The sequence below is a fragment of the Streptomyces sp. NPDC020898 genome (assembly GCF_044333925.1).
In the GTDB taxonomy this organism is placed as follows: Bacteria; Actinomycetota; Actinomycetes; order Streptomycetales; family Streptomycetaceae; genus Streptomyces.
In genome coordinates, this window is record NZ_JBIRRV010000013.1 from 57,409 (window position 1) to 72,092 (window position 14,684).

A 14,684-nucleotide genomic window follows, 5' to 3' on the forward strand; every position below is an offset into this window, starting at 1 on the left:
GAGGCGGGTCAGACGAGGCGGCCGTAGGTGTGCGGATCGACGGGCTGCCGGGACTTCGGCAGCCGGCCGACGACCAGACGGTAGGAGTCGGTCACCAGCTCTCTCGCGAGCTTCTCGTCGAGGGTGTTCCCGCCCTCCAGCGTGATCCAGTGCTTCTTGTTCATGTGGTAGCCAGGGGTGATGTCCGCGTACTGCTCGCGCAGGGCCGCGGCGTCGACGGGATCCGCTTTCAGAATCACGACGGGGCGTCCCGGTACGTCGGTCATGAGCATGAACACCTTGTCGCGCACCTTGTAGACGTCCCACTCGGGGCCGAACGGGTGCTCCAGGCCGGCCCCGGGCAGTCCTTCGGCGCAGTCGGCCGCGGTCTTCCGCAGTCCTTCTTCGTCCAAGGTCGTCCACTCCTCGATTCCTGCTCCTGGCCCCGGCCGGCGGGCCGGAGCACCAGGTGCCGTTCCCGCATGATCAATGCGTGCGGCGGCACCGGCAACACGACGCCGACGGCGAGCCCGCGCTCACCATCCTGTCCCCGCGGACGACGATCCGCTCGCTAAACTGCGGACACATGATGGTCGACAGACGACAAACATCGAGAACAGAGCGGCGTTCCCCCGCCCTCTTCGTCTCGCGGCCCGACTCCGCCGCACGCGCAGAGCCCGAGCCCGAGTCCGTCCCGCTGTACGGCTTCCAGCCCCCGGTCGGCACGCCGTACGGGCTGGAAGTGACCACCGTCGAGGACTTCCACGCCGACCACGACGACTGGCCGTGGAACCCGCCCCGCCCTGGCCGGGCCACCTTCCACTACCTGATCCTCGTCACGGAGGGTGAACTGCGGCACGACGTCGATCACGTCACGCGCACCGTCGCTCCGGGCCAGTGGCTGTGGGTGCGCCCCGGGCACGTGCAGTGCTGGCACGACCCCGGCAGCACCCGTGGCCCCTTCATCCTGTTCGAACCGGGCGCACTCCGGCCCGACACCGCCCGTGAGCTGGCCCCCCTCACCACGCACGACGCCCCCGCCGTACTGACGCCGCATCCCGACGACGCCCCCTGGCTGGAACAGACCGCGCTCCAACTCCTCGACGAACACCGCGCCTTGGGACGCCGCCCGCTCACAGCCCATCACGCCCTGCGCTGCAGCCTCCTCGAAGCCCTGCTGCTCCGCCTCGCCAACTCACCCGACCTCACAACAGCTCCGTCGCAACGACGGCCGGTCTACGAACGGTTCCTGGACGCCCTGGAACTGCACCACCGCGAGCTGCACCACGTCGACGACTACGCCCGGCTGCTCGGCTGTTCCGTACGCACCCTCAGCCGAGCCGCCCAGGCCGCCACCGGCACCGGAGCACGACAGGTCATCGACGAGCGCCGCCTGCTCGAAGCACGCCGCCTCCTCGGCCACGCCCGGTGGACCGCCCGCGCGGTCGCCGACCACCTCGGCTTCACCGACACGGCCAACTTCGGCCGCTTCTTCCGGCACCACACCGGCCTCACCCCCGCCGCCTACGCGGCCCGTCAGGCCACCCCGGATCCTTGAGACTCCCCCGCCGGTGGATATCCACCGTCACCGCCCGGACCGGTGTCGCGAGCGGTGTTGTGCCGTCGCGACCACCGGTCGGGCTCAGGATGTCCCTCGGTTCTCAGGCACGCCAGTGCACTTTGAAGACCCACGCGTGCTGCCCCGCCCTGCGTGCGGCTTCGGGGACGTCGATCACCAGCGCCCCGTTGCTGACGGTCCACGTCAGGGGTCGGCCGTGGCCGAGCATCGTCACCCTGTCGCCGGCGCGGACCGGGACCGGTGCTTCGACGGTGAGTCTGGCGCCGGGCCTGGCCAGGGAGTGGATGTAGAAGGCCTCGTCCGGGCGGACGGTGAACCGCAGGTCCTCGCCCAGTTCGGCCATCCGGGACCAGTACGTGGTGTCGTAGATCGCCTCTCCGTTGGTGCGGAGCCAGCGGCCTGTCTCACGCAGCCGGGTCTGCATGATCTCGGGGATGGTGCCGTCGGCCCGCGGGCCGATGTCGAGAAGGAAGTTGCCGTTCTTGGAGACGATGTCGACGAGGCTGTGCACGACCTCCTCGGTCGTCATGTAGGCGTCGTCCGGGGTCGCCTTGTTGTACCCGTAGCTGAACGGGTCCAGTCCGCGGCTGGACTCCCACTTGGCGATGACCGTGTTGTCGTACGTCGTGTACTCGGGGGTCGTGAAGTCGTGGAAGCCGATGCCCGAACGGTCGTTGACGGTGACGTCGATGGGCCTGGCTCGGTTCTTCGCGTGGTTGAAGTACTCGGCCAGGACATGGAGGCTGTCGTTGGCGCCGCCGATGTCGCACCAGATGAGCTCCGGGTCGTAGCCCTGGATCAACTCCAGCATCTGCGGGGCCTGGTAGTCCTTCACGAAGTCCTTGCCCCCGGTGTAACCCGTGTAGGGCTCCGGCTCCTGGGTGTACGGATTGCGCGGGGCGTGACCCATCCAGGGGTTGTCCGGGTTGAACCACTCGGGCATGGAGAAGTAGAGCCCGCGGTGGAGTTCGGGGGTGTAGCGACGGGACGCGTCGAAGAGTTCCTTGACGAGATCCCGCTTCGGGCCCATCTTCACGGAGTTGCGCTCGGAGACCTTCGTGTCCCACAGCGCGAAGCCTTCGTGATGCTTCGAGGTCAGTACGTGGTACTCCGCGCCCGCGTCCCGGAACAGTTCGACCCAGGCGCGCGGGTCGAACTTCTCCGCCGTGAACATCGGGATGAAGTCGTCGTAGGCGAAGTTCTCGCCGTACGTCTCGCGGTGGTACCCGTGGACGGCGTTCGCGGGGTCCTGCATGTGGTTCCAGTACCACTCGGCGTACTGCTTGCCGACCGGCGACCAGGCCGGCACCGAGTAGACGCCCCAGTGGATGAAGATGCCGAACTTGGCGCCCTGGAACCAGTACGGCGCCTGGTGGCTGGAGAGCGAGGACGCGGTGGGCTGGTAGTCGGCGACGCCGAGGGTCAACCGGCTTTCCTGCGCGGCGACTTGGCTTCCGCGTCCGGTGACGGTCACCGAGCCGTCGCGGACCGTGCCGGGGGCGGTGCACGCACGGTTGCGGATGCCCACGCGGACGCGGGCCTGCTCACCGGGGTCCAGGCGGCGGACACGGGCGGCCTCGACGGTCCGGGCTCCCGGCACCTCGACGCCCACCGACACGCCGTCCGCGGCCAGGACGGAGACCGTCCCCGCGTTGATGACGGTGGCTTCGACGCTCTGTGCGCCGGACGACTCCAGCAGCGAGTTCGTGGACCGGGCCCCGCGCAGGGCCAGTGCGCGTCCCTGCGCGGCAGGTTGCAGGGACAGCGCGAACACATGGAGCGACGCCTTGTTCGCCTGCGCCGGATTGGTCACCGGGAGCGTGATCGCTACGGCGTCGCGCTGCGGGTCGAGCCACAACTCGGAGGTGCCGATCCCCACCCGGTGTTCGTCCCTGGTGCCGTCCGGTGCGTAGCGGTACGGCACCGACAGAGATCCACCCGTGGCGTACCAGTCGGATCCGCCGAGGGTGGCGGTCGTGGTCGAGCCGTCCGCGTAGTGGACCGTGGCTTTGCCGGAGGCGTTGCCGTAGCTGCCCGCGGTGAGGAACAGGGCCGAGAGGTAGCGGCCTTTGGGCAGTTCCACGCGCTGGCCGAGGGCGACGACGTTGTTCTTCGCGCCCGCATCCGAGGCCGGGAAGACAAAGGGCGCGCCGTCGACTTCGACACGGCCCGCGGGAAGTTCCTCGCCCGGGAACGTGTAGCCCGAGCCGTCGAAGTCGCCGCCGCGTGCGGAGGCGGTGTCGATGCCGTCGTTGTCGTAGAGGGAGTCGAGGGGAACAGGGACGGGGTCGGGGACGGGAGCCCACGGACCGGCGTACCCGGCGAGTGGTTCGACGGCGTGTGCGGCGGTGGCCGAGGCAAGGGGAAGGGCCGCAGCGGCGGCGACTCCGGCCGCGGTGCCCAGGACCTGACGTCTCGGATACGTACCCATGAGCGGCTCCAATTCATCGGATGTCTGATGATTGAATGGACTCACGGCCCTGTCAACGGCCCTGACAGAGAGGAGGGTTGGGATTATAGGTAGGATGAAAAGGCGGGCACCCGCCACCGCGCCCTTCCGGTGCGCGGCTCTCCGTGAGTCGACGCGTGGGTCACGTGGGGCATGTATGGCATGTGGAGAAATCAGCCGTCAGTCTCGTCCGGTCAGCACGTCGAGCAGTTCGGTCATGGCCTGCTCGGACAGCGCAAGGCATCACATACGCGAAAGGCGCGGGTAAGTGCCGACTGTTCAGAACAGCCGAGGGCACCGGCGACTTGGGCGTACACCTCGTCGCGGACGGTCTCGAAGGTCGTCCCCTCGTCCTGCAGTCGGCGCTGCCAGGTCCGCGGGTGAAGCACGAGGAGCGAGGCGATCCGCCCCTTGGTGCCACCAGGGACGACATGATCTACCCGTAGTCCGACGCAAGGGCCACGCCGGCGCGTCACAGATCCGGCACCGACGGCACCGGCCGCCCCGCCCAAATGACGGCGGTCAGGCAGCGCGGAGGAGCATCGCAAGGGCGGCCGGGGCCGCGGCGCGGGCCCTGATCGTGTGCACGGGACGGGCGGTGCGGACGGTGGTCGCGGCCTGCGAACGGTTTCGCGCGAAGACGACGAGGCGCAGCACCACGAACCGTGCGACACCGGCGAGTGCGGAGGCGGACAGGTAGACGACCTGCTCCAGCACCGCACCGGGCGCCGTCACCAGCAGGTGCAGGACAAGCATCGCCCCAGAGGTCGCCGCGTACGCGGCCGCCGCGGACCCGGCCGACTGCACATGCTGGCTCCGGGTAGCGCGCCCGCCCGCGCCGAAGGTGAATCGGGAGTGCAGCTCGGTGGCGAGGAGCGTGGAAGCCACGGTGATCACAGCGTTGGCCAGAGCCCAGGGAATCCAGGAGGCGAGAGCCGCCACGGCAAAGCTGGAGGCGATCCCCACCCCGCCGCCGAAGAGCACGAAGCGGGCGAAGGCGGTGATGGCACCGGGTTCCGCCTGCTGGTGGCTCTGCATTGTCTCCATGACCCAAATCCTTTGATTGATGCATCATCTTTATATATGACACATCAACTAGCCGTCAACGACCGTGGCGTGCACCGGCCCCGAGAGTCTCATGCAGCCCGAGTGGCAGCAAATACTTGGCCAGCCACACGTTTGCTGCTACGTTGATTATGTGTCCAGCCACCTAAAGGGGTGGCGACATGAGAGGAGTCACCATGAAGGCCATCCAATTCGACCGTTTCGGCGGCACGGAAGTACTGCACGAGGCGGACGTCGAGGTCCCGCAGCCCGGTCCCGGGCAGGTCCGTGTCCGTGTGAAGGCGGCCGGACTGAACGCGCTGGACGGCAAGATCCGCTCCGGAGCCCTGGAGGCCAGGTTCCCGACGCCGCTGCCCGCCATCCCCGGTGGTGAGTTCGCCGGCGTGGTGGACGCCCTGGGTGAGGGCGTGCAGGACGTGAAGGTGGGCGACGAGGTGCTGGGCTGGTCGGACACCGGCTCGTACGCCCAGTACGCGCTGGCCACCACCGTGGCCCTCAAGCCCGCCGGCCTCACCTGGCAGGACGCGGCCGCGCTGCCGGTGGCGGGCGCGACGGCCGAGCGGGTCCTGAACCTGCTCGGCGTCACCGAGGGGGAGACGGTCCTGATGCACGGCGCGGCCGGAGCGGTCGGTACCGTGGCGGTCCAGTTCGCCGCCGCCCGCGGAGCGCGTGTCATCGCCACCGCCGGCCCCGCGAACCAGGAATACCTCACCGCGCTCGGCGCCACCGCCACCCTCTACGGCGAGGGCCTGGTCGAGCGGGTCCGAGCCCTCGCCCCCGACGGCGTGGACGCCGTGTTCGACCTGGCCGGGAAGGGAGCCCTGGAGGACTCCATCACCCTGCGCGGCGGCACCGAGCGCATCGTCACCATCGCCGACCTCCGCGCGTACCAGCTCGGCATCACCTTCTCCAGCGGTTCCCCGGAACGCTCGGCCGCCGACCTGGCCGCCCTGGCGCAGGACGCCGCGACCGGCAAGGTCGTCACCACCGTCACCGCCTACCCGCTCACCGAGGCCGCCACGGCCCAGCAGGTCAGCGACGGCGGGCATGGCCGGGGCAAGATCGTCCTCACCGTCGACTGATCACGCCCGCTCATACCGAGCGCTGCATGGACGTCGACCACCGTCGATGGCATCTCCCGCCCGCGCCAAGAACCCGGACAACGGCACGGTCGGCCTCGCCCTCGTCGACCCCCTCGCGCCCGCCGACCCGGACACGCTTGAGCGGCTACGCTCTGACGCGCCGCTGACCACCCCCGATCCGGCGACCCTCTACGGCGGCGGAGCGGTCGGCCACACCGTCTGAGGAACCGAACTATGCCCGCCTCGACCCACCGCACCCCCTCCACGGCAAGCGAGGGGCCGATGAGCTACGCGATCTTCCAGCTCGCCCGCGCTCACCGCGCCCGCGCCGGCGTCATACTCCGCGAGATGGACCTGCATCCCGGACAGGAACTGCTGCTGATGCAGCTCCTCGACCGGGACGGCCAGACCCAGTCCGAGCTGCTCGAAAGCGTCGGCCTGGACCACTCCACCGTCTCCAAGTCCCTACGCCGCATGCAGGACGCCGGCCTGCTCGTCCGCGAACCGGCCGCACACGACCGGCGCGTCATGGTCGTCCACCTCACCGACAAGGGCCGCGCCATGCGCGAACCCATCGCCGCCATGTGGCGGGCCCTGGAGGAGACCTCCGCACTGAACCTCTCGGCGCAGCAGGCGGAGACCTTCGTCCGCACCGCCTATGCCATCGCCGACGCGATCAACAGCCGCCCGCTGCCGGAAGAAGAGTCCACGTAGCTCTCCTGTTTGCGTCCCAAATGGCCGCACCCCATATGGCAGATGGGTGAATACGTAAACATAGGGCGCACATCTCTTCACTTTCGCAGGGGTGCTGGGCAACCCTCCTCGGGCCGGCGAGCCCTCTCCCCGTCGCCGGCCGGCCACACATCAAGGACGTACGCATCACCCGCGTCCGGGCCACCCTCGGCCTCCGCACGCTCCTGCAGGTCCGCGACGACCCGCGCCGCGATACGTCCACCACAGGCCCGCCCTCTGAGCGACGGGCCGACGGCGCGCTCACGTCCGCAGCCACCACTGCCCCACTCACCTCATTCCCCCACCCCCCACTCCTGAACTGCTGGAAAGTGAGACCCCCATGACCACCACCCTCCCCGTCCTCGTCGTCGGCGCGACCGGCTCCCTCGGCGGCAAGGTCGTCGACGAACTACTGGCGCGCGGCAAGAACGTCCGCGCCCTCGTCCGGCCGACCACCGACGCGAGCAAGCTCGAAAAGCGGGGCGTCGAGATCGCCCGCGGCGACATGCTCGACCCCGACTCGCTCGTCGCTGCCATGAACGGCGCCGACGCCGTCATCACCACCGCGGCCGGCTACACCCGCGGCGGCAAGAACGCGTACGACATCGACACCGTCGGCAACGCCAACCTCGCCGAGGCGGCCCACCGCACCGGCATCCGGCGGTTCGTCCTGACCAGCATCCTCACCAGCGACCAGACACCCCACGTCCCGCACTTCTGGCACAAGAAGGTCGCCGAGGACAAACTCGAACAGCTCGGCGTCCCCTTCGTCGCCCTGCGCCCGGGAGCCTTCTTCGACCAGATCGCGACCATGGCGGGCGACCCCCTCGACAAGGGCCGCCTGGTGTGGATGGGCAAGCCCACCGTCCCGCTGACCTGGGTCCACACCTCCGATCTCGCGGCCTACCTGGCGGCCTCCGTCGACGCCGAGGCCGCCGACGGTGAGCGCATCGACATCGGCTGGGACCGCCCGGTCAGCATGCGCGAGATGGCCGACCTGATGGGCAGTCGGGCCGGAAGGAAGATCAAGGTGTGGGCCGTCCCCCCGACCGTCACCCGCACCGCAGGAGCCGTCGTCGGCCGCTTCAACCCGGTGGTCAAGGACATGGCCGCGATGTTCGGCTGGTTCGACAAGGGCCGCTACGTCGCCGACACCCGCCGCCAGGAGCAACTCTTCGGCCCCGCCCCCACGGCCGAAGGCGCCATCGCCCGGCTCACCGACGAGTTGGGCAACGCACGACACCGGTGACGATCCCGCAACCCGGTCCCGCTGCCCGGAACTGGGGGTCCCCTCGATGGGTGGCATCGACGGCCCGATCCCCGCCTGCTTGAAAGGGCCCCTGGCTTCGAGGACCAGGACAGTCCCAGGACGCCTTTCCTGCCAGGTAGCACGGCGATCGCTCGATCAGGCGGGGTCCTCGTCCAGCTTCGCCACCACTCGGTCGGAGATGTCGGCCAGGGTCCGCAGTTCCGCCGGGGTGACATGGTCCAGGAACAGTTGCCGGACCGCCTCCACATGCAGCGGAGCCGCCGCCTCGATCGCCGCCCGCCCGGCATCCGTGATCACCACGAACGCTCCCCGCGCGTCATCGAGGCACTCCTCGCGGATCACCAGCCCTCGTCCTGCCATCCGAGCGATGTGGTGGGACATACGGCTCTTCTCCCACTCGAGCGCCCGGGCCAGATCCTGGTAACGCTGCCGACCGTCCGGCACATCCGTCAGACTGACCAGCACGCCGAAGTCCGCGGCCGAGAGCTTCGACTCACTCTGCAACATCCGCGACAGGCGACCCCCCAGCCGCTCATGCAACCGCACAAAGCTCCGCCAGGCGTGCTGCTCCTCCGCCGTCAACCACCGAACCTCTTCATCCATACAAGCGAGTGTAAAGGGGTTGATGGGTCACCCAGACCTGCGCGGAGGGGCGCGATCGACGCCCGCCGCACCTCGCAGAGGGCGAGGAGACCAGTCATCACCCTCCCTTCATCGTTAGTTGACGTATCAATCAAAATGGCTCATGATTGATACGTCAACCGTTGGTGCCAGGAAGTCGCCTCCACGGGCACAGCACCTGCTAACGAAGGAACCCCGCCATGTCTGATCTCGTCTTCGGTCTGGACACGTTCGGCGATGTGCCGGAGGACGACTCCGGCACCCCGGTGTCCGACGCACGGGCCATCCGGCAGGTCGTGGACGAAGCCGTTCTCGCGGAGGAGACCGGTGTCGACGTCCTCGCCCTCGGCGAGCACCACCGCCCCGAGTTCGCGATCTCGAGCCCGGAGACCGTCCTCGCCGGCATCGCCACCCGCACCGAGCGCATCCGTCTGTCCTCCGGCGTGACCGTGCTGAGCTCCGACGACCCGGTCCGCGTGTTCCAGCGGTTCTCGACCGTGGACGCACTCTCGAACGGCCGGGCCGAAGTCATCCTCGGACGCGGCTCCTTCACCGAGTCGTTCCCCCTGTTCGGGTACGACATGAGCGACTACGACGTGCTGTTCGAAGAGAAGATCGACCTCTTCGCCAAACTGCTGGAAGAGAAGCCCGTCACCTGGAGCGGCACCAAGCGACCCGCGCTCGACCACGCCGACGTCTTCCCCAAGACCGAGTCCGGGCACCTGACCACCTGGGTCGGCGTCGGCGGCTCGCCCCAGTCGGTCATCCGCACCGCGAACTACGGCTTCCCGCTCATGATGGCCATCATCGGCGGCAGCCCGGAGCGCTTCGCGCCGTACATCGACCTCTACCAGCGCGCCGCCGACAAGTTCGGCACGACCGCCCACCCGGTCGGCATGCACTCACCGGGCTTCATCGCCGACACGGACGAGGAGGCCCGGGAGCTGCACTGGCCGCACTACAAGGTCATCCGGGACCGCATCGGCGCGCTGCGCGGCTGGCCGCCGGTCCGCAAGGAGGAGTACGCGGCCGAGATCGAACACGGCTCCCTGTACATCGGCTCGCCCGAGACGGTCGCCCGCAAGATGGCCCGCGCCATCAAGACGCTCGACGTCGGCCGGTTCGACCTCATCTACACCACCGGGGCACAGCCGGTCAGCGCCCGGCTTCGTGCCGTCGAGCTGTACGGCACGAAGGTCCTCCCGATGGTCCGCGACCTCCTCGCCGACTGACCCGACCGACCCGACCGACCCGACTGACATCGAACGGAGCGGACATGGCCACCACCGACATGGCAACCATCGGCATCCTGGGCGCGGGAAAGGTCGGCACCGTGCTCGCGCGGCTGGCCCGTGCGGCCGGCTACCGCGTGCTCATCGCCGGATCGGGCGACCCGGCCAAGATCGCCCTCACCGTCGAGGTCCTCACGCCCGGCGCGACCGCGGTCACCGCGGCTCAGGCGGCGGCGAAGGCGGACGTCGTCGTCCTGGCCCTCCCCCTGGGCAAGTACCGGAGCATTCCGGTGGAGGCCCTGGAGGGCAAGCTCGTCATCGACGCGATGAACTACTGGTGGGAGGTCGACGGCGTCCGCGAGGATCTCACCGACCCGCGCACCTCCTCCAGCGAGATCGTGCAGCGGTTCCTGCCTGGCGCACGCGTGGTCAAAGCCTTCAACCACATGGGCTACCACGACCTCGAGGACGGGGCCCGGCCCGCCGGAATCCATGGCCGCAAGGCCATCGCCGTCGCCGGTGACGACCCCGAGGACCTCATCACCGTCTCGCGCCTCGTCGACGGCCTCGGCTTCGACCCCGTCGTCGCGGGCCCGCTGGCCTCGGGGGTGCGGCTGGAGCCGGGCTCGGAGTCGTTCGGCGCCAACGTCGACAGCGAGGAACTGCAGGCGATGCTCAGCCACTTCCCCGACTCGGATCGCGGACGGGCCGTCGCCGCCGCACGGCCCACGCTCGCCGAACCGGTGCCCGAGCCGTCGTAGGCATCGGAACGTCTCAGCCACTCCCCACCAACCCCTCTGATGTGTGACCGCTACGCAAACGTAGAAGTACTGCCCTCCTCGAAGAGTGGGATGATCCGCTTGCATGCCTTGCGCATGGGAACTGCGCCGGGTGACGGCAGGCCGTGCGGAGAGGACGAGGAGGCGCACATGCGCGTGGGGATGACGGTATTACCGGAGTATTCCGGGGAATCCGCCCGGCAGATCTGGGCAAGCGTCGAAGAGTACGGGTTCGACCACGGCTGGACTTTCGACCACCTTGGCTGGGACGGGCTGCTCGACGGCCCGTGGTACGGCACGGTGCCGACGCTGACCCTCGCCGCACTGGTCACGTCGCGCCTGGAGATCGGCACGCTTGTGGCCAGCCCGAACTTCCGCCACCCGGTGGCCTTCTCCCGCGACCTGATCGGCCTCGACGAGATCAGCGAAGGGCGTCTCACTCTCGGCGTCGGCGCCGGCGCGGAGAGCGGGTACGACGTCGACGTTTTCGGGGCGGGAGCGCCGAAGAGCCGGGTTCGCAGGTTCGGCGAGTTCGTCGAACTGCTCGATCGGCTCCTCCGCGAGGACCATGTCTCCTTCCAGGGCGACTACTACTCCGCCGTCGACGCTCGTTCGGTGCCCGGGTGCCGGCAGCAGCCGCGGCTTCCGTTCATAGTGGCGGCCAATGGTCCCGGGGCAGCGTCTGTCGCGGCGCGGTACGGGCAGGGGTGGGTGACGATCGGAGGGATGGCGGAGCGGCTCGACGCGTGGTGGGGTCTCGTCTCGGAGGCGAGCGACCGGATGACGGCTGCCCTTGCGACGCACGGACGCGAGGCCGATCCGGGGTTCCGGCGGATGCTGCAGACCGATGCCGCGCCGGTGCTCAGTATCCAGTCGGCCGACTGCTTCGACGATTTTCTGGGCCGGGCCCACGAGCTGGGTTTCACCGATGTCGTCGCCCCGTGGCCGCGTGCGCAAGGCCCCTTCTCCGCGCCGCGGTCGGTGGTCGACCGGATCGCCGCGGACGTTCTTCCCCGGTGGCGGACTTCGGGAAACGACTGACCGTCACCAACGGTCGGGGCATCACAGCGATGCTCCTGACTGGCAGGCCTCGCCACTCAGGAAACTGCCGAAGTCCTGCGGGCCCTGTGTGCCGAGGTCTACCTCAACGGTGCGGCCGATGCGCTCCGGCCCGTCGTCCACCGTACGTTCCGGTGGATGCCGGCGCTCGATGCCCAGTCCTCGCCCGCCCGGACGCCCTGGTGACTCACGTGTGGCCGCCCGCCGCGCATCAGGCGCTGGACCCGCGGGCGGGCCCTGTGGCTGTTTCGACCGGCCTGGTCGACAACGCCTGGGCGCGGGACACCGGACACGTACTGCGCAGATGGCCAGGTCCGGGCCGCCACCGAGCTCGGCGCCAGCCTGGACGGTCACATCCCGCGGCCGACTGGATCACTGACGCCGTTCTGGAGAGCCGTAATGGACGTGTCCGGCGGTGGGAGCGGCCGGCAGCGGGACGGGCCGGTCAGCTACGGGATTTTCCGACCAGTTCCCGTACGGCGGGGGCGACCTCCTCGCCGAACTGCTGGATCGCGGTGGGGTCGTCGCCGCCCAGGATGTAGCCGGAGATGCCGTGTTCGAGGGTGGCTTCGGCTAGTTGCTCGGCCCACTGGGTGAGCGGTCCGCTGAGGGCTCCGGAGCCGCCGGATGGCGAAGGAGTGCCGATGTTGAGCAGTCGGCGCACGGACGCGGGGTCACGCCCCGCCGCTTCGGCGCCTTCGTCGATGTGACGGCCGGCCTGGGCGAGTCCGGCGAGCCCTCCGTCGAAGGCGCTGAGGCTGGGCAGCCATCCGTCGGCGACACGGCCGACCAGACGGAGGAGCCGTGGCCGGTACGCGCCGACCCAGATGCCGATGTCGTGGGCGGGTGCGGGGCCTCGTTTGGCGCCCGCGACGTGGTAGTGGGTGCCGTCCATGCGCACTGCGCCGCGCGTTTCGGGGTCCCAGATCTCGCGGATGATCGTGATGGCCTCTTCGAGGGCGTCGACGGACTCGCCGGGTGCCAGCCGCCGGCCGCCGATCGCCTCGATGGCGTCCCAGAACGCGCCCGCTCCCAGCGCCAGTTCGACGCGCCCGCCACTGAGCAGATCCAGTGTCGCGGCGCTGCGGGCAATGACCACGGGCTGGCGCATCGGCAGGTTCATCACGTTGGGCGCCAGCTTGATACGGCTCGTCGCCGCGGCGAGGTACGAGATCAGCGTCCAGGAGTCCAGCAACCGCGGCTGGTAGGGGTGGTCCTGGAACGTGGCGAGGTCGAGCCCGGCCCGCTCCGAGAGCCGGGTGAGCGCCACCACCTGGTCGACCTGATCGGCACTCGGCGTGATGAAGCTTCCGAAGAGCAACTCGTGCTGCTGTCTGGGCATTTCTGACCTTCCTGAATAGCTGCTGCCCTGCCGGGACCGGCTGCCTGTCGCCGATCCGGCCGGGAAGGTGGACCCCTCGCCCCCTGACAGATGCCCCCGATGGGGAGGCTCGGCCGCCACGTCCGGGCGACGACAAGTCAGCCCAGGTGCGCCTCAAGCCACCGCAGGACCTCAGGGGTCACGGGATCAGTGATGTCGGCGAACTCGTCATGCCTCTTCAGGAACTTGGCCACGTACGGGCAGACGGGGACTATCCGTTTCCCGGAGGCGCGCGTGTCGGTGAGTGCCTGCAGCACCAGCTGTGCGGCCAGGCCCTGTCCGGAGTAGGCGTCGTCGACCTCCGTGTGGAAGAAGACGCGCTGCTCACCGTGGTCGCGGTACTCGGTCACGCCGGCGCGCTTGCCGTCGACCACGATCTCGTACCGATGGTGTGCGTCCACGCGCTCGATGGACGGGTCGGCAGAAGGCTGGCTCATGAGGGGGGAACCTTTCCGAGGGAGGTCAGCGGCGCGGAGGGTTGCGGCGCGGCCTGATGGTGGCGTTGGGCAGGGCGGGTGCGGGGAGACGGCCGCCGGGAAATCCCTCCATGGTGCCGAAGCGGTCGGAGGAGGCCTCCCAGTCCTCGCGGGCCTTGACGATGTCCTCGTGCGTGCGGCCGATGAAGTTCCACCACATGACGATCTCCTCCTCGAACGGAGTGCCGCCGAGCAGAATCGTCCGCGCCGGACCGTCCGACTCGTTCGTGAGCGTCAAGGTGCCCGCACCCGGCGGGACATAGCCCAGCTCCGCCCGGTGCAGCAGGGTGTCGGCCACCCGGACGTCTCCGCTGTCCACGAGAACGCCGTGCTCGAACTCGGTGTCCATGGGGAGGGTGACCGTCATACGCGGTTCGAGGACGATCTCGGCGCCCAGCAGCGGCGTGAAGGTCCGCACCGGAGAGACCCCACCGGCGAGCGAGCCGAGGAAGACCCTGATCTCGGCCCCCTCCATCCGCACGGGCTCGGGCGAGTAGTGCTGGAAGTCCCGTTCGGCGTTCCGGTGCTCCTCCGGCAGCGCCACCCACAGCTGGACGCCGTGGACGACGGTCGTGCGCGGGGTGGAGACCTCCGAGTGGGCGATGCCGTGCCCGCCCGTCATGAGGTTGATCTCCCCGGGGCGCACCAAGGCGTGCGTGCCGAGCGTGTCGCGGTGCTCGACCTCTCCGCTGAACAGCCAGGTCACCGTCTGCAGGCCGGTGTGCGGGTGCGGGGGGAGCGTCATGCCGCCCCTGTCGGCGACCGCGTCGGGACCGTAGTGGTCGGCGAAGCACCAGGCGCCGATCAGTGGCCGGTCCCGCTGCGGCAGCGTCCGCCGCACCGTCATCGAGCGCGGACCGCCCAGGGGCACCTCCCGCGCGGGGAGCACGTCGACCCGGGGCGCCCCGGTCGGCCGTACGCCGTCGACCGGCGACCCGCATGTCATTACTGCCGGCTCGGCTTCTCCATTGCTCACCGAG

At 69.5% G+C, this 14,684-nt stretch carries 15 protein-coding genes; 8 read left to right on the forward strand and 7 right to left on the reverse strand.

All coding sequences use genetic code 11. The annotated features are described in order from the left end of the window. Positions 1-8: 8 nt before the first annotated feature. Positions 9-392 carry an MmcQ/YjbR family DNA-binding protein gene (locus ACH4TV_RS33260; protein ID WP_398404711.1) on the reverse strand — a complete coding sequence of 128 codons (384 nt, stop codon included), beginning with the start codon at positions 390-392 and terminating at the stop codon, positions 9-11. A gap of 329 nt (positions 393-721) precedes the next feature. Between ACH4TV_RS33260 and ACH4TV_RS33265 the strand changes: the two genes are divergently transcribed. Beyond that, on the forward strand, positions 722-1,537 hold the full coding sequence (locus ACH4TV_RS33265; protein WP_398405137.1) for a helix-turn-helix domain-containing protein: 816 nt from the start codon (positions 722-724) through the stop codon (positions 1,535-1,537). 103 nt (positions 1,538-1,640) lie between these two features. Here ACH4TV_RS33265 and ACH4TV_RS33270 read toward each other — a convergent pair whose 3' ends face one another. Continuing rightward, positions 1,641-3,989, reverse strand: coding sequence for an alpha-L-fucosidase (locus tag ACH4TV_RS33270; RefSeq protein ID WP_398404713.1), 2,349 nt, complete (start codon positions 3,987-3,989; stop codon positions 1,641-1,643). A 540-nt stretch (positions 3,990-4,529) separates the two neighbouring features. After that, entirely contained in the window at positions 4,530-5,054 is a 525-nt protein-coding gene (locus ACH4TV_RS33275) for a hypothetical protein (RefSeq protein ID WP_398404715.1), read from the reverse strand. 194 nt (positions 5,055-5,248) lie between these two features. On the opposite strand from ACH4TV_RS33275, the gene ACH4TV_RS33280 reads away from it, so the two are divergent. The 4 genes from ACH4TV_RS33280 to ACH4TV_RS33295 all read left to right on the forward strand — a co-directional run bounded on the left by ACH4TV_RS33280 (position 5,249) and on the right by ACH4TV_RS33295 (position 8,135). After that, entirely contained in the window at positions 5,249-6,154 is a 906-nt protein-coding gene (locus ACH4TV_RS33280) for an NADP-dependent oxidoreductase (RefSeq protein WP_398404717.1), read from the forward strand. A 46-nt stretch (positions 6,155-6,200) separates the two neighbouring features. After that, on the forward strand, positions 6,201-6,377 hold the full coding sequence (locus tag ACH4TV_RS33285; protein ID WP_398404719.1) for a hypothetical protein: 177 nt from the start codon (positions 6,201-6,203) through the stop codon (positions 6,375-6,377). A gap of 11 nt (positions 6,378-6,388) precedes the next feature. Further along, complete coding sequence (locus ACH4TV_RS33290) at positions 6,389-6,868, forward strand: MarR family winged helix-turn-helix transcriptional regulator (RefSeq protein WP_398404721.1); 480 nt, start codon at positions 6,389-6,391, stop codon at positions 6,866-6,868. A gap of 358 nt (positions 6,869-7,226) precedes the next feature. Further along, positions 7,227-8,135: an SDR family oxidoreductase gene (locus tag ACH4TV_RS33295; RefSeq protein WP_398404723.1), complete on the forward strand. Its 909-nt coding sequence runs from the start codon at positions 7,227-7,229 to the stop codon at positions 8,133-8,135. A gap of 156 nt (positions 8,136-8,291) precedes the next feature. On the opposite strand, the gene ACH4TV_RS33300 is transcribed toward ACH4TV_RS33295, so the two are convergent. After that, entirely contained in the window at positions 8,292-8,759 is a 468-nt protein-coding gene (locus ACH4TV_RS33300; RefSeq protein ID WP_398404725.1) for a MarR family winged helix-turn-helix transcriptional regulator, read from the reverse strand. A 218-nt stretch (positions 8,760-8,977) separates the two neighbouring features. On the opposite strand from ACH4TV_RS33300, the gene ACH4TV_RS33305 reads away from it, so the two are divergent. The 3 genes from ACH4TV_RS33305 (at position 8,978) to ACH4TV_RS33315 (ending at position 11,829) form a co-directional block, all read left to right on the forward strand. Continuing rightward, on the forward strand, positions 8,978-10,009 hold the full coding sequence (locus ACH4TV_RS33305; protein WP_398404727.1) for an LLM class flavin-dependent oxidoreductase: 1,032 nt from the start codon (positions 8,978-8,980) through the stop codon (positions 10,007-10,009). Between the two features lie 44 nt (positions 10,010-10,053). Then, on the forward strand, positions 10,054-10,770 hold the full coding sequence (locus ACH4TV_RS33310) for an NADPH-dependent F420 reductase (RefSeq protein WP_398404729.1): 717 nt from the start codon (positions 10,054-10,056) through the stop codon (positions 10,768-10,770). Between the two features lie 168 nt (positions 10,771-10,938). Beyond that, positions 10,939-11,829 (forward strand): LLM class flavin-dependent oxidoreductase, encoded by an 891-nt coding sequence (locus ACH4TV_RS33315; RefSeq protein ID WP_398404731.1) that lies wholly within the window; start codon positions 10,939-10,941, stop codon positions 11,827-11,829. A gap of 463 nt (positions 11,830-12,292) precedes the next feature. Here ACH4TV_RS33315 and ACH4TV_RS33320 read toward each other — a convergent pair whose 3' ends face one another. The 3 genes from ACH4TV_RS33320 to ACH4TV_RS33330 form a co-directional block, all read right to left on the reverse strand. Then, entirely contained in the window at positions 12,293-13,189 is an 897-nt protein-coding gene (locus ACH4TV_RS33320) for an LLM class flavin-dependent oxidoreductase (RefSeq protein ID WP_398404733.1), read from the reverse strand. Positions 13,190-13,326: 137 nt separating this feature from the next. Next, positions 13,327-13,665, reverse strand: a complete 339-nt coding sequence (locus ACH4TV_RS33325; RefSeq protein WP_398404735.1) for a GNAT family N-acetyltransferase — start codon at positions 13,663-13,665, stop codon at positions 13,327-13,329. Positions 13,666-13,690: 25 nt separating this feature from the next. Then, complete coding sequence (locus ACH4TV_RS33330; RefSeq protein WP_398404737.1) at positions 13,691-14,680, reverse strand: pirin family protein; 990 nt, start codon at positions 14,678-14,680, stop codon at positions 13,691-13,693. Positions 14,681-14,684 lie beyond the last annotated feature (4 nt).